We start from the raw sequence: 22514 nt of genomic DNA, 5'->3' as shown, positions 1-22514 counted from the left end.
CTTTTTTACATCAACTGCTTGAAAAAAACTTTTTAAACATTTTTCGTTTTACCTATTGACATTTCTTAGCTGGACTTAAAACAACAGGTTATTTTACTCCCCTTGAAAGGAAATATGTGCATATCATATGATTGATTTCGGCTGCAAACCGTCAATCAGTCAACTACACGAATCGACGGTCTGACAGCCTGCCACTTGAAACATGCAAACTACATCGCCGCTTGCCATCCTATCCATAAGCGATTTCAGATGTCAGAACCGTCATCAACCGCCATAGACTGCCGTCACCTCCACCGCTTTCGCGTGGCTGTCGTAGGATACCAGCAAAGTCCTGGTCCTCTCATCCCACTCCATGGAGACGGCCACCTCATTCCCATCCTCATCCTGTGCTGAAACCCGGCTCACAGGACGGGGCAGGCGCACCCGCATGAATGCCTTGATATTGTCCGCCGTCATCAGCCGGAAAACGATTCCGCCCGGTGCATCCTCCGCTTTCTCCACTCTGGCGGAAGTGCCGACAATCCTGAACTCATCCTGTTCAATCTTCGAAAAGTCGAAGAGAATGGCATTCTCATCCGGCCCGATTTTCTTGTTATCGATAATTCGATAATCATTCTCCAGCATGTCGGCGAACAATCCCTCGAACCTCTTCGGCGCGTCATTCACGCTCTCATCCATGACAGCCGAGATGATGTAAGGCCCTCTGTGCAGCGTCAGGTCGTTGCGGTACTGCCAGTCCGCGCCGCATTCCTTAAGCCCCTCTTTCACCAGCTTTCTGTACTCCCTGGTCAGTTCCTTTGACAGGCAGAGCCTTGCGGGCAGCATGTTCCAGACGATAATCCTGCCCTTGCCCACAGGATACTGTCCGTCTGCCAGATTCTGCTCCAGCCCCGCCATCTCGAAGAGGTGCCGGGTCGGGTTCTCATAACCCGATTGCCTCCACCAGGAGGATATCTCGTGGAAAGGATCGCTCCCATCCCCGATATACATGAGCGTCCCGCCCGCTCTCACCCAGGACACCAGAGAGGCATTTACATCCGGGGCCTCCGGCTTGATGTACTCATAACTCAAAATCAGGAAACGGCAGTCGTCCAGATAACCTGCAAAACGGCGTACATTGTCCAGCTGCACCGGCTTCACGGGCAGTCCGTATTTCACCAGAGGCAGGGCCATGCCGAAGAACTGGGGGAAAGCGGGACTCTGGATGAAATCTTTCATCATGGAATCATCCGCCTCGATTTCCCGCATCAGCGCTGCTGCCTGCTCCTCATCCACCGCATTACCGGAATTCTTGTGCAGGGCTTTCCGGAAACGCTCCTCGATGGATTCCCCGGTGACGATTCCGTCCGGGAAAGTGCGCTGGAACAGTCCGCTGTCCGACATGAAGAGCCCTACGCCCGACACATCTCCCTCAAAGGAAATGTCCGTCTGCTCCATGTCCCCGAACAGCTGGAACATACTGGAAAGCAGCGTGGCATAAGATTGCGGAATCGGCTTTGACTCTTCCGTGGCGAAGCTGGTCTCAATCTTCTCCGCTATCCTGGGCTGTACTCTGGGATAGGAGCCCTCGAATACCCTGTGAGGCCAGGGGCATATCTCATAATGCCAGATATAAGGGTGCAGAAGAGAAGCCGTGGCCGTCTTCACGTAATTATAGCGGTAGTTCTCCCAGGTATAGCTGGGCAGATCCTCTATCGGATCGTTTAAGAACCACATCCTGCGCCCGGTGCCTTTCACCAGCTCCTGCATCACGCCATACTCCAGGTAAGCCGTCTCGAACGTGCGTTCTTTATAGACTCCCTCATAGACATTGGCCTCCCTGCTGGTGCCCGTCCAGATCTGAGCGATATAGCCGTCCACGGAGGGGATTCCGATCAACGCCGCCTCCGGGCTCATAATCTTCCACTGGGTATAGTTCAGCAGGCTGTGGGTGGGCACATAGAACCTTAAATCCTTTCCATGCTTCACCTTGGCATACTCTTTCAGGGCGGCGCTCACCCTGTCGATGGTGCGGCAGTACAGATAAGCTTTCAGCCTGGCGGATTTATAGCGGACATCCAAATCCTCGTGCTGGGGCCTCCAGGGCTCCCTGTAATGGATCTCATATTCCCGCTTGAACGCCTCGGAATAGCCGCTCTTGTCCCAGAACTCCGGCTCCTCCACATGGATGGCCTCCACCCCGGCATCCACGGCGATCTTCATCCGTTCCGTCAGATACTCCGAAAACGATACTGTGGGAACCATGTAGGGCACCGTAGGGTTGTGGTTCACCCCCGCGCCGTCCCTCTGCACCTGCCCCTCGTCCCAGTGTTTCCTGCCGTCCCATTTGCCGTCCAGATAGTCCTGGTACTCGCCCCAGGCGATACCTGTCATCAGATGGATGACATAGCCCCTTTCCCTGTACTCCCGGATGCGCTCCGGCATGGTATCGTCGATTCCGTACACCATGACGAAATCGCAGCCTAAGTCCACGGAGGCGCGGAATCTCCCGCCCGCCTGATAACCGGTCAGTTCTTCTGATTTCTCTCTGATGTATGCCATAATATGCCTCCCTTTTTTCGGCCGATTTTATAGAATAAGAGGATGCCTCTTAATCGTATATACCTATTAAGCTGCACCCTCTTGTTTTTAATTATTTCTTCTATGGAACTATTTATAAAACCATTGCAGAACGAGATTACGGATTAGTATACGATGTCATCCCTGCTGGTGGACACGCTGGTCATGTAGTCCAGGAACTCCTGCATCTTGCCGCCATCGTTGGTTCTCAGGTACTCCTGATAATCTTCGATGATGGATCTTGCTTCCTCTTCGGTATCAGCGAAGAATGCGCGCTGCACGTACTCATTCTCCTTCTCGCTGTCGAACGCCCACTGGGAGAACTCCTCGTATCCCTCAAAGCCGGGAGCCAGAGCGTCGATGGCATAGCCGGGCATGATTTCTGCAGGCCTCTGCTTGCGGTATTCAACCAGATAGGGATCCAGAGCGTCCGCCTCGAAAGGACCTGTCTCGCCGAACCACTGCATGTACTTCTTGGCCACATAGGTCCTGCCTGCCATGTACTTGATGCCTCTCTCGCGGAGCTCTTCGTTCACTTGCTCCTGGTTCGCGGCATATCTCTCGGTCAGCTCAGCGGTCATTCTGGGCTGTCCCTGATCGTTCATCTCATAGGTGTCGCCCTCGAAGCCGTAGTTAATCAGCTTGGAGCCTTCTTTGCTGTTCACATAATCCAGCCAGGTCAGGGCTGCGTCGATGTTGGAGCAGGTGGTGGGGAAGAAGATGACAGGGGAGCCGCTTCTGCCCTCGGACTCCAGCTGTACCAATGCAGAGCCGTCCTGGTAGTTCAGGGGACCTACGGGGATATATCTCATCTCCGGATGCTCATCATACAATCCGGTCTGCTTTGTGGCGTCTATGGTCACGCCGTACTGTGCGCAGGAGAACAGAGCGGTGCCGTTGCCCACCTTTTCCTTGCCTCTGTCGTCGGTCTGGGTAAAGCACTCCTTGTCCAGGATGCCGTCATGCACCAGTTTCCAGAAGAACAGCTGCTTGTTCACATAGTTCTCTGTCAGCTTGTCATAGACCACTTTGCCGTCCTCGCCCAGGCTGTAGCTGGTCAGCTTCTTCTGGTCGAAGCTTGCACCGTAATCCTGATAGCTCCAGCCGTTGTGGTAGGTGGTAGCTACGATACAGTCATTGCCGTTTACATCCTTGAAGCCATAGTCCCTTGCCTTCTCCATGAAGTCCAGCAGATCCTCAGATGTCTTGATGGATTTCTCATCGATGCCCAGAGCTTCAGGCACATCGCCTCTTACGAATACGCCGTAGGCCCACAGAGCGATATCTTCCACGTCGCCGGCCACCTCCGTAGGCAGAACGTATCTTGCGCCGCCCTCCTGCTCGATGTCGTTCTCCAGATACTTGGTGCTGATGACGCCGATTTCATAAGCGTCCGCAATGTTGGGATAGTTGGGCACCAGACCGCTGATGTCGATCAGACGGCCTTCATTTCCGCCCTTCTTGATGACACCGGTCTCGCCTGCCGAACCGCCCCAGTAGGGTGCATTTACCATGTCGGGCATATCGCCGGTGGCGAACATCTGGTTCAGTTTCTCTGTCTCGGACATGTTGATGCCCTCGAACTCTACAGTAACGCCAATCTTTTCGCGGATGGCTGTAGCCACATCGTTGTTGTACTGGTCAGAGGCAGTCTTGAATCCGCCGTTCCAGCAGATCAGCATCTTCAGCTGGACGTCGTCGAACTTCTTATACTTGTTCCCGTCCTCGTCCGTATAGTACTCTCCATCGTCGGCTGCTGCCTGACCGTCGTCCGCGGCTGCTCCGTCATCGGCTGCTGCTCCGTCATCTGACGTAGCCTCGCTGGACTCCTGCCCCCCCTGGGAGCCGGAAGACTGGCTGCTACCGCTGTCGCCGCTGCCGCAGCCAGTGAGCACGCTCGCTACCATAGCCGCAGACATCAGCAATGCCATTGCCTTTTTCTTCATAACTTGTTTCCTCCTTCTATTTTGGTTTTTACCTATATCTCGGGTAAAGGAACAAAAATCATCCCAAAGGGATGACGCGTCATCCCTTTACAGAACCGACCATGACACCTTTCACGAAATATCTCTGCAGGAAAGGATAGACAATTACGATGGGCATCGTCAGAATCATAACGAATGCCATCTGCAGGGACTGGGAGGTGTAGGTAGTCATACCACCGGCAGCCGCCGTCTCCTGTCCCACCTTGACCTGGCTGCCTGCGGAAGCCTCCGCCAGGAGCCTCTGCAGCACTGTGGCCGCAGGATAGAGCTTCGAATCGCTCTGATAGTAAGCAGCTGTGAACCAGTCGTTCCATTTGCCCACACCGATGAACAGTGCCAGGGTGGCCAGAATCGGCTTGGACAGGGGCAGATAGATTCTGCTTAAGATGGTCCAGTCCCCCGCTCCGTCCAGCTGTGCCGATTCCCGCAGCTCATAGGGTATGCCTTGGAAGTTCGCCCGCAACAGGATGAAATTAGAGAAACTGAACAGGCTGGGGATGACATACAGCCAAAAGCTGGAAGTCAGCTTCAGATCCCTCAGCACCATGAAATACGGAATCATGCCGCCGCCAAAAATGGTGGTAAAGTACCAGAAAAAGCTGAATATGTTCCGCCCGGGCAAGGTCTTCACCGTCAGGGCGTAAGCCGCCAGCGCCGTGAGCAAGAGGCTTGCCAACACCACAATCACCGTGGCCTCCACGGAAATCTTCAGGGAGGGGGCGATTCTATCATCGTTGAATGCCTTTGCATAGTTCTCCAGGGTGAAAGCCCTGGGGAAGAACCATACGCCGCCCCGCATAAAGTCACGGCCCTCGTTCAGGGACGCCACCAGCACGTACCAGAAAGGGTAAAAGGTGGCCAGCCCCAGCAGCCCCAGAAATGTATAGTTGAATACCTTGAATATCTTCTGACCTCTGGTCTCTTTCATCTTCACTCTCCTCCTTGTCAAAACAAGCCTACTTCGGTATACTTGGTCGTCAGGTGGTTCGTAATCACCACGAATCCCAGCGAGATAATCGACCGAATCAGGTTGATGGCCGTGGCGTACTCAAACTTTCCGTACCGGAGACCTGTCTGCAGAATATAAGTGTCCAGAACCTGGGACAGCTGCATGTTCGCAGGCTGCTGCAACAGCAGGAGCTGATCCATGTCCGCCCCCAGGATTCCGCCCATCCTCATGATGAACATGATGCCGATGGTGGTGGAGATGCCGGGGATGGTCACATGCCAGGTGGACTGCCAGCGGTTCGCGCCGTCGATGGCGGCCGCCTCGTAGAGCCCCTGATCCACTCCGGTGATGGCGGACAGATATACGATGGAGCTCCAGCCTACGTTCTTCCAGATGTCCGTCAGGATGACCAGCGGGTAGAACGCCCCTTTCTCGCCCAGCACGAAGATGGGATCCAGCCCCATGGCCTTGCGGATGTCATTGTAGATGCCGCCGTAGGGGGAGAAGAGCGCCGTCAGCAATGTCACCACCACGGCCCAGGATACGAAGTTGGGCAGATAGCTCACGGTCTGAACCACACTCTTGAACTTCTTCGCCCGCACCTCATTGAGCAGCAGGGCCAGTATGATAGGCGCCGGGAAACAGATGATAATCTTCATGATGCTGATGACCACTGTATTCCTCGTCGTCGTCCAGAACTCAGGGGACGTGAGGAACGATTTGAAATGCTTGAGCCCCGCCCATTCGCTGCCGTAGATACCTAAGTCGAACCGATAGTTCTTGAATGCCAGCACGATGCCTCCCATGGGGACATATGCGAATACAATCAATGAAACCAAACAAGGCAACAGAAACACATACAGTAACCAGTGTTTCCTAATCTCCACCCACAACCGCTTTCTGTTGTAGGCTTTCTGCTCCGGGCTTAATGCAGCCCCTGCCGTCTTCCCTGCCATACACACACCTTCCCTTTCCTCACAGTTTGATATTATGCACGAGATTTCAACATGACTTTATATGCATTATTTGTTATGTATATATTCATTTTGCTATGCTATTTGCCATGTCTTTCTTGTTAAATAATAGCACACCGCTATGCACAGCGCAACAACTTTTTGGTTTCGAAATATATTTTTAGTTATATTTCACATATTTCCATGCCGGCTATGCGACATAATTCATATAACAAATAGGACGAATTCAGCAAAATGCCCAGCTTGACACATAGCATATCAATGAGGTATATTTAAAGGGGAACTACTTGCTTCATCTGATTCGGGATTACAAAGGAGGGATTGTTCTATGGCGGATATCATGAATCAGCCCATGTATCAGAAAATAAAAGAAGATATTCTGCACCAGATCAAGACCAGCCTTCTGGCCCCCGGAGACAGGCTCCCCACAGAGCACGAGCTCATGCAGCATTATCAGGTAAGCCGCATCACGGTCTCCAAGGCCCTGGGCGAGCTAAAGAACGAGGGGCTGATAGAGCGTTTCCCCAACAAGGGAAGCTTCGTATCGCGGGCGCAGGTGCCGCCCTCCCTTTCCAATGAGGTAAAGATACCGGCAGAAAGCACCGGGAGCATGGAACACCTGCCCGAGATCGCCTGCATCATACCCACGGTCAGGGATATGTTCTCGCTGTCCATGATGAACGGCGTCCTGTCGGCTTTTCCTCCGAATGAATATATCTGCCATTTTTTCCAGAGCCAGAATCCGCAGATAGAGAACTATCTGTTGAAGCGCTGCCTGGAGACGAATATCGCGGGCATCATCCTGTTTCCCCAGGATCAGCCCTTTTTCAGCAATGAGCTTTTGCTGATGAATCTGCAGAAATACCCTCTGGTGCTCCTGGACCGCTATCTGCCGCGCCTGAACACCAGCCATGTCATCGCGGACAACGGGAAATCCGGGGAGCTGTGCGTCAGACATCTGTACGAGCTGGGACACCAGCGCATCGCTTTCGTCACCTCTTCGGACAGGTACACCTTTTCCGTCAAGCGCAGGATGGAAGGAATCATGAGCACCGCCGAGAGCCTGAACATGCCGGAGAGCGCCATACAGGCGGTGGAGCGTGTGGGCAGCCATGATACCAATTACTACCGGGAACTGGTAAACAGACTGGTCAGGGAAGAAAAAATCACCGCTTTCATAGCCGCCGAGTGCAACACCTGCGTCTATCTGGACGAGCTGTGCGCGTCGCTGAACCTGGACGTTCCGAAAGCTGTCTCCCTGGTCTCATTTGACCAGCCCATATCCAAGACCAGGAACCCGGACTTTTACACCCATATCAACCAGTCCGAGCACCTTATGGGCCAGGAGGCGGGGCTTCTTCTGCGCAGGCGGCTGGAGCAGAACGACATGGGCATTTACCACAAGGTCATCACCCCTTCCCTGGAGATTCATCAGTCCACGGCGTCTGTGGTGTTCTGACTGCACCAAACATTCCCACAAGAATCAGTGTTCTCTGAATATTGCATCTTCTTGTGGGAATGTTTTTGTTATATTATGTACCAATGGCTTTGTGCATAATACATTGACGCATACGCGCCATTTTTTCGCATAAGCGCTTCATGGTCTCCGTCTTCAATCAATTCCCCTCTCTGCAAGACTAATATTCGATCTACATATCTGGCCACAGCCAGCCTGTGCGAAATCAGGATACATGAGCGGTTTTTCATCATCTCGATAAAATTCGCATATAACTCATTTTCCGCAACCGGATCCAGCGAAGCAGTCGGCTCATCCAATATCAAAATCTCACTATCCCGGTAACAGGCTCTGGATAAAGCCAGCCTCTGCCACTGTCCTCCCGAGAGCTCGATGCCGTCCTCCGAAAGGTTCCCTAACGGCTGCCGCAGCCTCTCGGCCAGTTCATCGGACAGACCCTCATGCAGCGCCGCTTTCACTTCCGGTTCTCTCTGTTCCTGGGAGCGGCTCATTTTATCAATATCACCCAATTCCACATTCTCCTGTACCGTAAAAAAATACCTTCCATAATCCTGGAAAATGACGCTAAAATTCCGGATTAAGGCCCTGGAATCCAGCTCTGCCGTATCACGACCGTTAATCAATATCCTTCCAGAATCTGGCTTGTACAGACCGCACATCAACTTTATCAGCGTGGATTTTCCAGACCCGTTCTCCCCTACCAGCGCCCTCCTTGTCCGAGGCTTCATCACAAAGCTTACATCCCGCAGTGCCGGCTCCGTTTTTCCCGGATAGGTAAAGGTCACATGTTCAAAGCGAACGCCCTCTTCCTCCAGTTCTAAATCTCCGGATCCTCTCTCAGCCGTCTCCTCCAGCCGCATAAACGACAGATAGTAGTCCACAAACATAATCCGCCGCTGTAGTTCGGAATACTCATCCCCAATCTTACGGAAAGAATCTATTATCTGCTGAAGCGCGCCAACCAGAGTAATGAACAGACCGATTGTAAGAGCCCCTTTTATAAAGGAATCCACCAGAAAAAGCAGAACAATCGCCATCCACGCCACTACCACCAGGTCGCCATATTCATAAACAAGCTGTGACTGTATCGTCCGGCGATAGCGCTCTTTCACAATCGAATCGGATAGTTCCTTTCTCTTTTTCAGCAAAAAATCTACTGCGTCTGCCACCCGCAAATCATACACCACCGCCTTGTTCCCCAGCATCTGCTCATAGCTTTCCATCAAGCGCTCCTCTTGTGTCTGTTCGTCATACAAATTTGCCATGATGCGCATCCGCCTGAAATCAAAGAACAACATGACCCCAAAAGCTAACAGTCCCAATATCATGCACCAGACAGATAGGCTTGCGAAAACAGCGGCATAACAAAGCGCGCTAATTATTTCAGAAAACAATTCCAAAAAAGCATTGAAAAATTGCAAAATATTTTCTTGGGGCGCGTTCCCCATACGCTTTATGATGTCAAGGGTCTGCTCCGACTCATACGCTGAATACTGGATTTTAGAAAACTTCTCCAAAACTTTCGCTGAAAATTGTCCATAAAGCTTCCTTTTCATCCTTTGCTTTCCCATACTATTCTCGTAGGTGATTAAAAAGGTCAAGAAAGCAACAGCACCGAAATACAACATTTCCAACAGCAGAATCCCTTTTTCGGATATTGCAGCGTCTATAACCCTTCCTCTGAAAAAGAGCATTGCCGGACCCGAGAATGCAGTACATACCATCGTAAGCAAATATCCCGCCATTTCTTTTCCGCATGCCTGAAAAAGGATCTTGAAAATTATCATTTGCTTTGATTTTTTCATAATTGCACCTCTTGGATTAAAGTTGATATCCTATCTATAGCACCTCTCCAACATTGTCTGACCGAAAAAATTTACCATTACAGTTCCTCTCATCATCGGATGCCGCGGAATCCAAGTACCACTTGCTCTGCGTATCATAAAGCAGCGCGTATTCTCCTTTTTCTGCCATCAATTCCTCATGGGTTCCGCATTCTATTACTGTTCCGCCTTTCATTACAGCGATTTTATCGACATACCGGCACAGTCCCACGCGGTGCGAAATGATAATGGTCGTGCGCCCCGCCGCCAGCCGGAGGAATTCCTCCAATATCGCATTTTCCTGAAGAGGATCCAATGCGGAAGTCGGTTCATCCAGAATAATCAGTTCCCTGTCCGCAAATAATACCCTGCTCAATGCCAGACGCTGCTTCTGTCCTCCGGAAAACTCCAATCCCCCGAACTCTTTCCCCAGAATCCCATCTTCTCCGGTGGTCCGCTCCCTCACACCATCCATGTGGGTCCGCTTTAATGCATCTTGGATACGGTCTTTTTCATCAACATGACTTAAATCTGCCAGAGCAATATTTTCATCAAGAGATAGCGGATACAATGCAAAATCTTGCGATAACAACGCCGTATGCTGGTATATGGAACTTTTGTCCAGACCTTCCAAGTCTATACCATTATAGAGGACTTCTCCCTGCGCAGGATTGTATATCCCCAGGATTAGTTTTACAAGAGTCGTTTTCCCACTTCCGTTGACTCCGATCAGGGAGATTACCTCACCCCGGCGTATCGTCAGCGATGCGTTCCTTACCGACAGCTTCTGACTATGAGGATACCGGAAATCCACGTTTTTTACTTCAATGGCTTCAATCCTCTCCTGCAGTTTCGGTAATTTGCTCTCCTGCACACTCCTTTTATCTATGAAAGTAAAATAATCCGCCGCCAGGCTCACAAAACCCGGAAGCCTCCCGACAGAGCTGAAAAAATTGCCAACGGCTTTCTGAACACTGGCAAACGCAACCAGACACGCACCGAATACCCCGACGGATATCACATTCTTGCGCAGCAAGAATACACAAAGCACCACACCCGTTAAATACCCGAATGTCATTATCGCATCACACAATAAATGATAACGCGACTTCTTCCTGTCCAGTTCCCATTGCTTCTCATTCACCGCATCACGCTCCGTTTTCCAACGTTCCGCCAGATAGCCGGTAAATCCCATGACCCGCATTTCCCGGACGCTCGCCAAATCCGTAAACAGCGACCATATATAGTCCCTCTTTCTTCTTTTTTGTGTCAAAGCCACTTCCAACCGATAGCCCTCTTTTTCCAGCAGCCAATCCGACAGGAAAAACTGCGCCACACTGGCGGCTGCCACAATCGGCAGCAGAGGATGATAAAGCCCCAGGGTTACAAGCAATGAAAAAATCCCCGCTATTGAAGTCATCAACACTGTCGTCAGCATAAAGATTCCCGGTATCCTTTCATTTTTCACACATTCCTCTGCCCGTTTTCTACATTTGAGAGTTTCCTCGTCTTCAAACTGAATCAGTGAAATCCCTGATACTGTTTCAACGAGGTCGTCATTCAACAGGTGCAGGGCCTTTTCATAGACCCCGGCATTAATGCAGATACTCGACAGAGAATACACAATATGATAAACCAAATAATACCCGATAATCAGCGCCGCGCATCCCCACAGGGCCTGAGCATTTCCACTGCCTGCCAGATATCCATAAGCTTCTTCAAAAAAATATGCGGACAAAACCGTCATGATTGTTGCGTGAAAATTCTCCAGCACATATGCCAGCGTGGAAAGAACACTGGCTGCCGGCATTTTCTTGTAAAAAAACTTTATGATGCGCCAGATTACTTCTTTCGTTTTCAATTTTGCCCCTTCCCTTTCCCTATAATACTAAGCGTGCTGTCATAAACTTATAACAGCACGCAACGAAATGCCAGTTTCCTCTCTTTCTATTCTGTCATATCAAATCTGTCTTCCGCCCATCAGGCAAAACGGATCTCCACTTCAGCCAGCGCGTAGGGCTCCACCGCGAATGTGACCTGGTTTCCGGAAACCGTCACCTCCGCGTCCTGCTCCTTGCCGAACAGGTTGACCGCTTTTGCTTTCGCCACGTCCGCGGCAAAGCGCAGGCTGACCGCCTCTTTCTCTCCTGACGTCTCATAGGCCCGAACCAATACGCTGCCGTCCTCCCCGGGCAGCACGGCTGAAATCACCGTATGGTCCGCCGCGGCCTTGAGGAAACTGCTTTCCATGGGCAACGTGCCGTGATGGGCGTTGGAGGGCTGATAGAAAGGCGCGTGGTTGCAGGATACGGCCATCTGCTCCGCCTCTTTGGCGTCCGCGCCGCAGGCTCCCAGCCACAGGGTGATGTTGTGAATCCCCCTCTCCGGATAGGGATCCGGGCTGGTAGAGCTGTTAATCAGAGTCAGGGCAAGCTTCTGCCCCTCCGCCCTGTAGCCGTATTTGCTGTCGCTGATCAGGATGGCGCAAGCGTTCTCCTGCCGCCTGGCCAGGCCGTACTGCAGGCCGGGCACATCATTGTGCAGGGCGCTTCTGCGGATGACGCCCGCGGGGATATCATACTGATAATCCTCCGGCTCGTAGGACAGAGGGATACGGTAATCCAGAACCGGGATAATCTCGCTTCCCGACTCATGCCAGTCCGCTTTCACCTCCATCCGCACCGCGGACTGATATTTATCCAGGCTGTATATAGTCTCTATCTTGGAATTCGCCACCTGCCAGGTCACTTTCACGCTCCCACGCAGAGGGCCATCGGCCACGCGCTCTGTCCTCAGACAGCGGTCCACAGGGAACTCGCGGATATATCTGCCGATATTCCACGCGCTGGAGGTAGCGGTTTCCGTCTCGATATAGGTAAAGCCCGCGCCGCGGTCACATCCCACCAGCTCCGCGCCGGTCTCCTTGTCAACCAAAGATACGATGCGCCCTGACGAGGAGGCTATCCTGACGGCAAGCCGTTCATTTTCAAGTTCATAATCGTCAAACATCTTGGCCACATGCTCCCGCTCCTGCAGATAGGCAGGATACTTTTCCGCCTCTTTCTCGGAGAGCACCACCGTGGTATATCCAAGGGCCGGCACCGTCACGTCCACCAGCACGCGGATATACTTGTGATCCCAGTACTGCTGCATCTCCTCGTCCAGCAGCTGGCATTGGATTTCTTTTCCCGCCTGATCCGTCACGCGGATACGGCGCAGATCCCCCGTCCAGTCCCAGACGGTGAGCTCCGCCGCCTGGCTCCGCTCCCATGTCAGGGTGTTGAAGATATGGAAGATACGCGTGTGCCCGCCGCCCCGCTCGGTGCTGGGTACGCCCACGAAGTTCTCGATTCCGTAGCCTGCGCCCGCTCCCTCGGACTGGCTGTAATAGGAATCTACGTCCACCTTGATGGAGGATGTGTCGATATTGCGGCCGATGGAGGCCATGGCATTCTGAATCTGGGTATTGGCTGTGGCCATGGAGGTCTGGAACAGCCCCATGGCGTGTTCCCTGGAATCCTGCACGCAGGATCCGGTGAGGATATCATGGAAATGGGTGAACAGCACATCCCTCCATGCTTTCTCCATTTTCTCTTTCGCAAAGCCGAAGCCGGTCAGCTTTCCCGCCATGGCGGACATGGCCTCCGCATCCAGCAGAGATGCCTCCAGGCGGCGGTTCCCTCTCTTGATCCGGCTCTGGGTGGTGTAGCAGCCGGGGGCAAAGTAGTTCAATTCATGGTCCACTACCGGCAGCTTCTCCCACACGCTTTCCGCCTCATGGAAGAACTCATGGAAAGTGCCGAACTTTATCTGAGGGTAAATGGGCCATTCCATCATCTCCAGGGCCCGCTCCACATCCCTCCTGGTAGGGCCGCCGCCGTGGTCTCCCACGCCGTAGACCACCAGGCCCGTGCGCAGTCCCATGCAGCGCCTGCTGATCTCCGGGAACCCTGCGGCCATGTGGGGCGTAATCGCGCCATTGTACCAGTTGGGCTCCCTGTAGGTCAGGACTTCTTTTCCCGAGGGCGCCTTGTAGCGGTAGAGGATTTCCTTTCCTCCGTTCCCCCGGCAGTGATAATAGTATTTCACCTCGCCGAACCTGTCGATTTCAGGCACATTGGCGCTGTGTCCGAAAGTATCCGGCGAAAAATCCACTTCCATCCTGTCCACGCCCCATACCTGCTCCATGTACTCCTTTGTGTACTGGATATGGCGCAGCAGGGACTCTCCCGTGGGCATGTTCTTGTCCGTCTCCACCCAGGCGGTGGCGGTCACTTCCCAGCGGCCCTCCGCGATTCTCTTCCTGACTTCCTCCATCAGTTCCGGATCGTATTCCTCCACGATTTTGTATACCGCGCCCTGGGACTGGGAATAGGTGAATTCAGGGTACTGATCCATGATATTCAGGATGGAGCGAAACGTAGCCAGGGTTATCGCCACGGTCTCATTGAAGCTCCACATCCAGTTCATGTCGATATGGGCATGGGCAGCCAGAATCAGCTTGTAGCTCTTCGCCTCCTCCGCCATAGGGGCCAGGATCTCCTCCGCCGCATCACAGTCCTGATTGGTGAGGACGCCCTGGGCGTCTATCTTCTCCAGCAGGAAATCCAATGCCTGCTCCAGGACACCCATATAGCGCCCCTGCGCCTCCTCCGAGACATGGATGGCAAACTCCAGTTCGCTGATGATTCTGTTGTTCGCCTTATTGGGGCGCGTGATATGGGCCTGTTCTTCTTTTGGCATTCCGAAAGTATCTTCGTATCTGGTCTTCTCCCGGTTCCCGCCGATGGATGTCTTCAGTTTTACAAATTTCTCAACAATACTTGCCATAGCAACCTCCTGTGCGCCGAGCCATCCTTTTCTGGCTCCGTTGTCATAATCCCGATTCAAAGCAAAGTTTCTGAGTATGTATTGTTTGACATGTAGGACATGATGGTATTATAGCACATTTTGATATATGTTCAAGTTTTTATTGTTATTTTTCGTTTGTTTTCTGATTTTTTATGAATATTTTCCAGAAGAAAGCCTTTCTTATAGTCATAATTGCATATAGCAAATATATCATAGAATCGCTTGGTTACAGGCAGCTTTACAGAGAATACAGCCAGATGCCCCAGTAGGAATCCTCCGTCTCGAAGTATCCCATGGGGGTAAGCCCCATCCTCTCCGCGTCCAGGATCTCCCCTCCGGAAAAAAGGTACTCACAGCCCAGGCCTTTCAGCGCCTCCATATCGAACTCCAGTCCTTCATATTGGACACTGCTGTCTTTTTTCATCATCCAGTAGCCGCCTGTCTGGGAATTGAACAGGTAGCAGCGGCTGCCCCACTTGTCAAAATATACTTCGCTTTCCCCATCCTTGTCCAGTTCTGCCTCAATGACCTGTCGGAAAGCATGCTTGTACTCTAACGGATAATTGTTGGAGTAGCCGTCCACCGTATAGAAACCGTGCATCAGGGCAGGCGCGGGGCTAATGCCCAAATGGGCCACCCGGTAGGAGCCCGGCTCCCGGCCAATGGCCTCGTCCAGCTGCGCCATCAGCTCTTCGGAATAAAAGCTTTCCCAGGAAATATATCCCGTAATGTCAGAGCCGTTGTTGTACTGGTTCACATTCATATAGAAATAGGAATTGTGCAGAACAATATCCCCATGGGGCAGCATCACTGCCGCCAGCACCAGACAGGGCAGCAATACCCTGCCAAGCGCTGCCGCCGGCCTGCGGCTTTTCCCTCCCGCCTGCAGCTGCCGCCGCCAGACACTGAAAGTCAGCGCAAGTTCCAGATACCAGCCCGCCGGATAGAACCAATAAAAGCGTTCCGCCTGAAAATAGCGCAGGAACCCGCTCATGCTGTTTTTCCAGTCCACCACTGGTTTCCACTTGCAGATTCCATAGAACACCGCGATTCCCGCAAGTACAGCCACACCCGCAAGAGCGCGCTGATAGTCTTTCCGCGCCTCGGCGCACAGCCTGGGATACAGGCAGCCGAAAAGCAGCAGCCCCAGCACAATGGGCAGAATCAGCTCTCTGTGATACGAAGGCGCATGTTGTCCGCTGTTGAGGAACACGTCCCTCACTGTCTCCCAGAAAGGCAGTTCTCCGTTCACCAGTTCCTCCCGATGGCTCACGTAGTTCCCCTGCCCCAGCAGCAATTCCAGAAAAAGCCGGTAATTCGTCACAATATAGACGGCCAGCAAGGCTCCAAAGCCCGCCATGCAGCGCCTTGCTTTTTCCTTATTCCGGTGCAGAAAATCCCACAAAATCCCCAGGGCCCAGAAGCCGAGAGCCCCATAGCCCGTACACACCAGATGGCTGGTCAGTCCAAAGAAAACCGTCAGGAAAAGGGCTGTCTTTACTTTTCTGCCTTCTCTCAGGCACAGATACCCATAGAGCAATAAAGGCAGCCCCATCTGAGTAAGCCCATAAATCGGATACGCAGGCAACATACAAAAGCATCCCCCGGAAATCACCGCCAGGATGCTGCTGTCCGTCAACTTCTTAACTGCCAGATACATTCCCAAAAAGCCGCACAGAATCATGATAGCATAAGAGGCCATGAAAGCGTGGAAAGCCGGCAGGAACCGATACAGCGGCAGAAAGAGCACCGCGGCCGGCTGCAGTCCGCTGGCGCTGATACCCCCCAGCATCTCCGGAATGACGGCCTCGCCGGGATGTCTGGCTGTCAGCACATAATTCATCAGGGACTCGTCCAGCTGGTCATGCACCACAAACACACTGCCCTCCCCCAGCCGGACATGGGGCACCATGACAGCGGCGAGCAATACTATCCCAACCCACCACAGTTTCCTGCTGTCTATCCAGCAGAGCAATCTGCAGAATCGATTAATCCATTTTTCGCCGCAGTTATGCAGCGGTGTCTTTTCCTGCATTTCAGGCCAACTTCCCCCTTATCCTTTTTCCCTCTGCTCTTCTTTCCGGCCTGCCGCGTCATACCGATAGACTGCTATCTGTTCATTTTCCGCAAGCAGGACAGCTCCTCTTTCCAGCAGCAGCTCTTCTATCTGTCCGCCGGGAACTGCGGCAATATAGCGCGGCTGTAAGACGTCTATATGCTCCAGCACATAGGGCTGCGAACAATAATTGATGCCGAAGCCTTCCGGCAGCGCATACAGCTGCTGCCATTGCTCTGTCACAATCTCTTCGCCTACAATATCGTAGGCAAGCCAGATTACTGTATTTTCCCATCCGATGCCGGATGTACATTCCATCTTCTCCGAAAGGACTTCCCGCATGGCTTCGATGTCCTCCGCCAGCTTCTCCTCCCGGAAAGGCGGCAGTCTGTCATAGGGCACTCCGGGCTTTATCAGGAAGAAAAGGCAGATAACGCCGCAGAGCATTATCTGGACAGCCTTGTCCGCAATCCTTGCAGAATACATGCCCAATACCAGAAAGCCTGCCAGCAGGAAAGACATCAGATGCCGTGATCCCTCATTCAGGGCATATATGTAAAATATCGCCGCCATCATGGCCACATAAGCGGCCGCTGTCAGCAGCGCCAGCCTGCAATAATTTCCTCTTTTCCTGTTTTTCCATTCCACAATCACTACAGCAAGAAGCATTACCCCTGTCATTCCATATACTGCGTACATGCTTCCCGCGCAGTTTCCATACTGCAGGGCCGCGCGCAGAAAATTTTTCAGATCCCTGGCGCCTCCTACGCTCTGCTGCCAGAATTCCTGCAGTCCCGCCACCAGTCCCTGCTCCCGGAATGCCTCTAAAAAAGAGATTTCCAGAGCATTGAACAAATAATCCGTGCTCAAAAATCTCTTCGTCAGCACATACCCTGCCAGGAAAAGGAGGCTGCTTCCGCCCATCGCCATACATTTCATTTTTCCGTGCTTTTTCACCGCTGCGGCAGGGTACAGCAAAAACAGCAGGAAATAAGGACGCATCAAGGTCAGGATTCCTGCGATGAAATGCATTTGCCACAGATATCCTTTTGTTCCCTCTCTCTCATATGCGAACAGGCATCCCATATACCATAATATCAGGGCACAGCAAAAAGCTTCCGGCGTACAGGACATGATAAATCTCGTGAAAGGAGTGAATGCTCCAAAAAGCGCGGCAATGGCAGCCAGCTGCTTTCTGGCAGGTCTGGCCAGATAGCCAAATGCTGCCATCCCTGCCATCATGCAAATCAGATTACATAAAACCGGCGAAAAGAAATTCCATCCGAACACTTTTCCCCAGATGACCCATGGCATCATCAAAACAGGGCTCCATACGGCAAAGGACAGCACCGCCGCTCGGCTCTCATCATATCCAAAATAACCGCCGGGTACGCCGCCTTTCAAGATTCCCTCTACCTGCTTGAAATATAACAGCTCGTCATTCCAATAGGAATTCGGCAGATAAATGTCCCAGAGATTTTTTCCGTATACCGCACAATATATGACACATAAAATCAGCGGAAGAATTCCCAGAACCACTCCGCTTATCATCCTCTGCTTTTTCATCTCCACATTCCTTCTTCTATTTCCACAAGTAATATGGCACATTATAGCACAATGCCTGTGATACCACAAGCAATTCGACTTTACTTTTACAGAGAGAGAAGATAAAATGAATATCAAAGGCAATGGAGGATACCCCAAATGAAAGAAAATTGCAAGAAATGGATTCGTACCCCGGAATGCTGGCTGATGCTCACTGTACTGCTCGGAAGCCTTGCCAGATTACTGTATCTGGGCAGCCGCCCCATGGGTCTGCATCAGGATGAAGCATATTCAGCATATAATTCATGGGCCGTCATGCATTATGGACTCGATTCCCTGGGCTATACCAGGCCTGTCTATTATACTGCCTGGGGCAGCGGAATGAGCGTGCTTTATTCCTATTTCACCATGCCTTTTTTTGCATTGTTCGGAGTGTCGGTGACCACGATCCGGCTTCCTCAGGCAATCTTGGGATGCCTTTCCATCCCTGCCGCATACGGGCTGGGAAAAGAAATGTTCCGCTCCAAATGGATGGGCACGCTTTTCGCTTTCTTTCTGGCCATCAATCCATGGCATATCCAGCAGTCGCGCTTTGGCATGGACTGCAATCTGGCAGTTGCCATGCTCCTGTTTGCCATGTTCTTTTTCTGTCGGTATTTAAACGGCCATTTGAAAAGTCTTTGGGGAGCGGTTCTTTTTTGGGGGCTGACTCTGTACTGCTATGCGCTGACCTGGCTGCTGATTCCATTGATTCTGGTGCTCTGCCTGATTTTTTTCTGCAAAAAAATAATGTTCAGCCGGGATTTCTTTCTGGCATTTCTTTTGCTGTTCCTTATGGCCCTGCCGCTGCTTCTGTTTCTGGCCGTAAACTTTGGGCTGATACCAGAAATCCGGACGAAGTTGTTTTCCATTCCGAAACTGCCGGCACTGCGGACAGAGGAAATGTCCCTGCACACATGGGTCATCAAACAGCGGATTCTCTCACTCATAGAAATGCTGCTCAAACAATACGACGACAGATGGTATATCAGCAACGCCAAAGTCGGCTCTTATTATTATATCTCCACGCCCTTTGTCCTGTTGGGCCTGCTGTATCACTTGAAAATATTCTTCCAATGGATTTTTCAAAAAAAGGAGCTGCCAGTACATTTTTTGCTGGCAATATGGTTCGGCGCTGCTTTTCTGGTAGGATGCAGCATCGATTCCGTATACTTCCATAAAGTGAATTATATCCATATCCCTGTCATTCTGTACGGCGGGATAGGAATCTGGTGGCTTGGAGGCCTCTTCAAAAACAAAAAGACTCTTTTCGTCACCGCAATGACATGCGCATATACGGCATGTTTTGGCTATTATATCTATTATCAGGCGACCTATCCCATTGACTACGATGCCTATGGGAATCCATGGGTCTCACATATGAACCTGTACCGGTATGAGGATGCCCTCGCATATGCACAAGACCTGGCAGTCGAAGACATATCCGTAATAGCATTGAATTATGCCAACATCATGCTCCATGCGCAGATTCCGCCTGATGAATTTTCAGAGACAGTGACATATGCCGGAGATCCCCGCTTCATGGAGGTAACGCGTTTCGGCAGGTATCAAATAGGGGCGCTGCCTCCCACAGACCCTGAGGCGCTGGAGAAAGACCCTGTCGTATACGTATATCCCCATATGACAGAGAATCTCTTCCAAGAGCTCGGTTATATAACGGTGCATGCCGATGCCTGCTATGGCGTGGCATACCGTGAAGAAATATATGGCACAGACTAATGGAACAGCCCTCCCTGAAGAAGGATCCGGAAATAGTCAATCCCGCAGACCATATGCAGCCCATATGCAATCCACTGAATCCCCAGCTGCCATGCAGGCTGGCGGCGCTTCAGCGTGTTCCCGGCCAGAACGAGCAGGCTTGCCGCATAGGTAAAAAACAACCCGTACATATATCCCCAGGAAAAATTCACATGGGGCAGGCGGTAGCCTTTTTCATACAGGAAAGTCAGTGTCACCAAAGCCCCCAGATAGAACTGCCACGAAAATTTCAGCAGATTCGGAAACTCCCTGTGCAGCAGGCAGAACAGCAGCACTGTCAGCGGAAACAAGATTCCGAGGAAAATCGACAACGGCGCATTGTCTGTGGCCTTGGACCAGGCGGTCATAAAGCCAAATCCTATCCCGCCATCCCCCTTTCCTCCGGCACGGAAGACATCTCCGAATTGGTAGAGCAGCACCAGAAAAGTGGGGATGAACCAGATTCCCATCTGGAAAAAGGATTTCACTCCCCGGAAACCGCCGGCTGCCAGTCTCCACAGCATGATGACTCCGGCTGTGCCCGCCAGCACCAGCGTAAAGCTGGGCTTGGCCAATGTGGAGAGAAGCAGGAACAGGGAAAAAAGAACATATTTCGGATGCAGCCATCGGTCCTCTTTCTCATAAAAAGTCAGAATATCCGCAAACAGGAAGAAGACCGGCACCGAAAAAGGCCGTGCCGTCAGATAGGTGGCATTGTGGTAAGGATTGGGAGTGAAAGTTCCCAGATAACGATACAAAAAATCCTCCCCTGGCTCATGATACCTCCCCAGATAGGTAAGGGGATACACCATGGACATCAGCAGAAGCGAAAAGACCAGCAGCGTAGACAGAATTCCTCTCCTGAAATCCCCAGTCTCCCGCGCTTGCAGAAATTTGTCAAAATAATATTTCAGGATAATAGGCGTCAGGCCATTCCACAGGGCGGTCGCCATCGCCATGGCATGCTTCGGTGTGGTGAAAAGCAGAAAAAGCTTTCCTGTCAGAAACAGGATAGGATATGGATATTGATATCCGCTGTCCAACCCCTGTATCTCCGCAACATAGGATCCCATGTCGGAAGGGTACAGACCGCCATAAGACACCGTTTGACGGTGGAACAGAAATAAAGTCGCAATCAGATAAATAAACATCAAAGCTCCAAATAGCAACACATCCTGCACTGGATATTTTTTCTTGGCAGTCATGGCCATGTCTCCTTCTCGTTTTCAGTGTATTCTTTCCAACCAATCTGCTGCCGATTCCTATATTATCAGATTTAAGAGCAGATTCACGCCACCGCAGGCCACCATGATCAGGACAGGGCTTTTCTTCGTCCTGCGCAGGACCAGGAAAGCGGCGGCGGCCAAAATGATGCCCGGCAGATTGAAGCCGTTCACGGACAGGCTGCTCTCCGATACCGCTACTGTCTTCAAAATGGACAGGCCTGCTGCCGCAATCAGCGCGATAATCACCGGACGGAGGCGCCCTAAAATATTCTGGATGGCGTTCAGGTTCTGGTATTTGAAATACAGCTTTGCCAGAATCGACACGAGTATCAGGGAGGGCAGGATACAGCCGAACGTGGCCACCAGCGCCCCCGGGATGCCGGCGATGCGTATCCCTACAAAGGTAGCGGAATTCACGGCCATGGGGCCCGGCGTCATCTCGGCTATGGTAATCAGGTCATTGAATTCGCCAGCGGTCAGCCATCCGTGCCGTTCCACCACCTGACTCTGTATCAGCGGCAGCGCCGCATATCCGCCGCCGATGCTGAACATTCCTATCTGGATGAAGCTCCACAGCAGCTCCAAGTATATCCCCATGGCTCTCCTTTCCGGACCTGCCTGGTCCTGACGGTACGCTGCCAAAACGCGAAATCCGTCGCAACCTCACAGTCCCCCCAGTAAGGTTCAGGATTTTCCCATCCTCCGTTTCGCATATCCCTGGGACAGGATTCCCACTGCTATCGCTGCCAGAATAATGTACACCACATTTATCCCCCACACTGCCGTAGCCAGAAAGGCCGCCGCCATCAGGATGTAGTTCAGCCAGGATTTCGTCTTCACCACTTTGGCTCCCATGCCGCACACCACATCGAACAGCACGGCCACCACCCCGGCCTGCATCCCTTTCAGCACAAAACCCACGTACACATTGGAGGCGAAAGCCTCATAGATATAGGATATAGCCGACAGGATGGCGATGGGCGGCAGGATGGTGCCGAAGACCGCCGCCGCCATCCCCGCGGCGCCCGCGATCTTCCAGCCCACCAGAATGGCCGCGTTCACCGCAATCGCTCCCGGCGAGGACTGGGCCAGCGCCGTGATGTCCAGCATTTCCTTTTCTTCTATCCAGCGGAGCCCATCGCAGAACTTCCTTTTCATCAAGGTGATTATCACAAAGCCGCCTCCAAAGGTAAACGCGCTGATATAGAGCATGTTCAGGAATAGCAGGAACAGGATATTCTTTTTCTTCATGGAAGCAATCCTCCCGCTTTA

The 22514-nt window shown here is 52.0% G+C and carries 14 protein-coding genes; 2 read left to right on the top strand and 12 right to left on the bottom strand.

Going from position 1 to position 22514, the window contains the following annotated elements; translation table 11 throughout:
• Positions 1-264 precede the first annotated feature (264 nt).
• The 4 genes from NFS35_RS20455 to NFS35_RS20440 form a co-directional block, all read right to left on the bottom strand.
• Positions 265-2541 (bottom strand): hypothetical protein, encoded by a 2277-nt coding sequence (locus tag NFS35_RS20455; protein WP_251208933.1) that lies wholly within the window; start codon positions 2539-2541, stop codon positions 265-267.
• A gap of 143 nt (positions 2542-2684) precedes the next feature.
• A complete protein-coding gene (locus NFS35_RS20450) occupies positions 2685-4505 on the bottom strand; it encodes a type 2 periplasmic-binding domain-containing protein (RefSeq protein WP_251208932.1) in 1821 nt (606 codons plus the stop codon).
• A gap of 79 nt (positions 4506-4584) precedes the next feature.
• Positions 4585-5472 (bottom strand): carbohydrate ABC transporter permease, encoded by an 888-nt coding sequence (locus NFS35_RS20445; RefSeq protein WP_251208931.1) that lies wholly within the window; start codon positions 5470-5472, stop codon positions 4585-4587.
• Between the two features lie 17 nt (positions 5473-5489).
• Complete coding sequence (locus tag NFS35_RS20440; RefSeq protein ID WP_251208930.1) at positions 5490-6449, bottom strand: ABC transporter permease; 960 nt, start codon at positions 6447-6449, stop codon at positions 5490-5492.
• Between the two features lie 346 nt (positions 6450-6795).
• On the opposite strand from NFS35_RS20440, the gene NFS35_RS20435 reads away from it, so the two are divergent.
• Positions 6796-7926: a GntR family transcriptional regulator gene (locus NFS35_RS20435; RefSeq protein WP_251208929.1), complete on the top strand. Its 1131-nt coding sequence runs from the start codon at positions 6796-6798 to the stop codon at positions 7924-7926.
• Between the two features lie 68 nt (positions 7927-7994).
• On the opposite strand, the gene NFS35_RS20430 is transcribed toward NFS35_RS20435, so the two are convergent.
• The 5 genes from NFS35_RS20430 to NFS35_RS20410 all read right to left on the bottom strand — a co-directional run bounded on the left by NFS35_RS20430 (position 7995) and on the right by NFS35_RS20410 (position 18240).
• Entirely contained in the window at positions 7995-9209 is a 1215-nt protein-coding gene (locus NFS35_RS20430; RefSeq protein WP_251208928.1) for an ABC transporter ATP-binding protein, read from the bottom strand.
• 574 nt (positions 9210-9783) lie between these two features.
• Positions 9784-11628 carry an ABC transporter ATP-binding protein gene (locus tag NFS35_RS20425; protein WP_251208927.1) on the bottom strand — a complete coding sequence of 615 codons (1845 nt, stop codon included), beginning with the start codon at positions 11626-11628 and terminating at the stop codon, positions 9784-9786.
• A gap of 119 nt (positions 11629-11747) precedes the next feature.
• Positions 11748-14597: an alpha-mannosidase gene (locus tag NFS35_RS20420; RefSeq protein WP_251208926.1), complete on the bottom strand. Its 2850-nt coding sequence runs from the start codon at positions 14595-14597 to the stop codon at positions 11748-11750.
• A gap of 259 nt (positions 14598-14856) precedes the next feature.
• Positions 14857-16653 (bottom strand): DUF6044 family protein, encoded by a 1797-nt coding sequence (locus tag NFS35_RS20415; protein ID WP_251208925.1) that lies wholly within the window; start codon positions 16651-16653, stop codon positions 14857-14859.
• A gap of 18 nt (positions 16654-16671) precedes the next feature.
• A complete protein-coding gene (locus NFS35_RS20410) occupies positions 16672-18240 on the bottom strand; it encodes a glycosyltransferase family 39 protein (RefSeq protein ID WP_251208924.1) in 1569 nt (522 codons plus the stop codon).
• 138 nt (positions 18241-18378) lie between these two features.
• Here NFS35_RS20410 and NFS35_RS20405 point away from each other — a divergent pair, with 138 nt between their 5' ends.
• Positions 18379-19998: a glycosyltransferase family 39 protein gene (locus NFS35_RS20405; protein WP_251208923.1), complete on the top strand. Its 1620-nt coding sequence runs from the start codon at positions 18379-18381 to the stop codon at positions 19996-19998.
• Here the strand turns inward: NFS35_RS20405 and NFS35_RS20400 are convergent.
• The 3 genes from NFS35_RS20400 to NFS35_RS20390 form a co-directional block, all read right to left on the bottom strand.
• Entirely contained in the window at positions 19995-21221 is a 1227-nt protein-coding gene (locus tag NFS35_RS20400; protein WP_251208922.1) for a hypothetical protein, read from the bottom strand. The genes NFS35_RS20405 and NFS35_RS20400 overlap by 4 nt on opposite strands.
• A 57-nt stretch (positions 21222-21278) precedes the next feature.
• Entirely contained in the window at positions 21279-21839 is a 561-nt protein-coding gene (locus NFS35_RS20395) for a chromate transporter (protein ID WP_251208921.1), read from the bottom strand.
• A gap of 87 nt (positions 21840-21926) precedes the next feature.
• The gene (locus tag NFS35_RS20390; RefSeq protein ID WP_251208920.1) at positions 21927-22493 is read right to left on the bottom strand and encodes a chromate transporter; all 567 of its coding nucleotides are present in this window, start codon (positions 22491-22493) and stop codon (positions 21927-21929) included.
• Positions 22494-22514 lie beyond the last annotated feature (21 nt).

Origin of the sequence: Acetatifactor aquisgranensis (assembly GCF_943193215.1) — a bacterium.
In the GTDB taxonomy this organism is placed as follows: domain Bacteria; phylum Bacillota; class Clostridia; order Lachnospirales; family Lachnospiraceae; genus Acetatifactor; species Acetatifactor aquisgranensis.
The sequence above is the reverse complement of the archived record's forward strand: the minus strand, read 5'-3'. Positions and strand labels throughout refer to the sequence as shown.

Excerpts from the sequence above, each read along its gene's own strand:
- NFS35_RS20455 (WP_251208933.1), bottom strand. The coding sequence starts at position 2,541 with ATGGCATACATCAGAGAGAAATCAGAAGAACTGACCGGTTATCAGGCG.
- NFS35_RS20450 (WP_251208932.1), bottom strand. The coding sequence starts at position 4,505 with ATGAAGAAAAAGGCAATGGCATTGCTGATGTCTGCGGCTATGGTAGCG.
- NFS35_RS20445 (WP_251208931.1), bottom strand. The coding sequence starts at position 5,472 with ATGAAAGAGACCAGAGGTCAGAAGATATTCAAGGTATTCAACTATACA.
- NFS35_RS20440 (WP_251208930.1), bottom strand. The coding sequence starts at position 6,449 with ATGGCAGGGAAGACGGCAGGGGCTGCATTAAGCCCGGAGCAGAAAGCC.
- NFS35_RS20435 (WP_251208929.1), top strand. The coding sequence starts at position 6,796 with ATGGCGGATATCATGAATCAGCCCATGTATCAGAAAATAAAAGAAGAT.
- NFS35_RS20430 (WP_251208928.1), bottom strand. The coding sequence starts at position 9,209 with ATGGCAAATTTGTATGACGAACAGACACAAGAGGAGCGCTTGATGGAA.
- NFS35_RS20420 (WP_251208926.1), bottom strand. The coding sequence starts at position 14,597 with ATGGCAAGTATTGTTGAGAAATTTGTAAAACTGAAGACATCCATCGGC.
- NFS35_RS20415 (WP_251208925.1), bottom strand. The coding sequence starts at position 16,653 with ATGCAGGAAAAGACACCGCTGCATAACTGCGGCGAAAAATGGATTAAT.
- NFS35_RS20410 (WP_251208924.1), bottom strand. The coding sequence starts at position 18,240 with ATGAAAAAGCAGAGGATGATAAGCGGAGTGGTTCTGGGAATTCTTCCG.
- NFS35_RS20405 (WP_251208923.1), top strand. The coding sequence starts at position 18,379 with ATGAAAGAAAATTGCAAGAAATGGATTCGTACCCCGGAATGCTGGCTG.
- NFS35_RS20400 (WP_251208922.1), bottom strand. The coding sequence starts at position 21,221 with ATGACTGCCAAGAAAAAATATCCAGTGCAGGATGTGTTGCTATTTGGA.
- NFS35_RS20395 (WP_251208921.1), bottom strand. The coding sequence starts at position 21,839 with ATGGGGATATACTTGGAGCTGCTGTGGAGCTTCATCCAGATAGGAATG.
- NFS35_RS20390 (WP_251208920.1), bottom strand. The coding sequence starts at position 22,493 with ATGAAGAAAAAGAATATCCTGTTCCTGCTATTCCTGAACATGCTCTAT.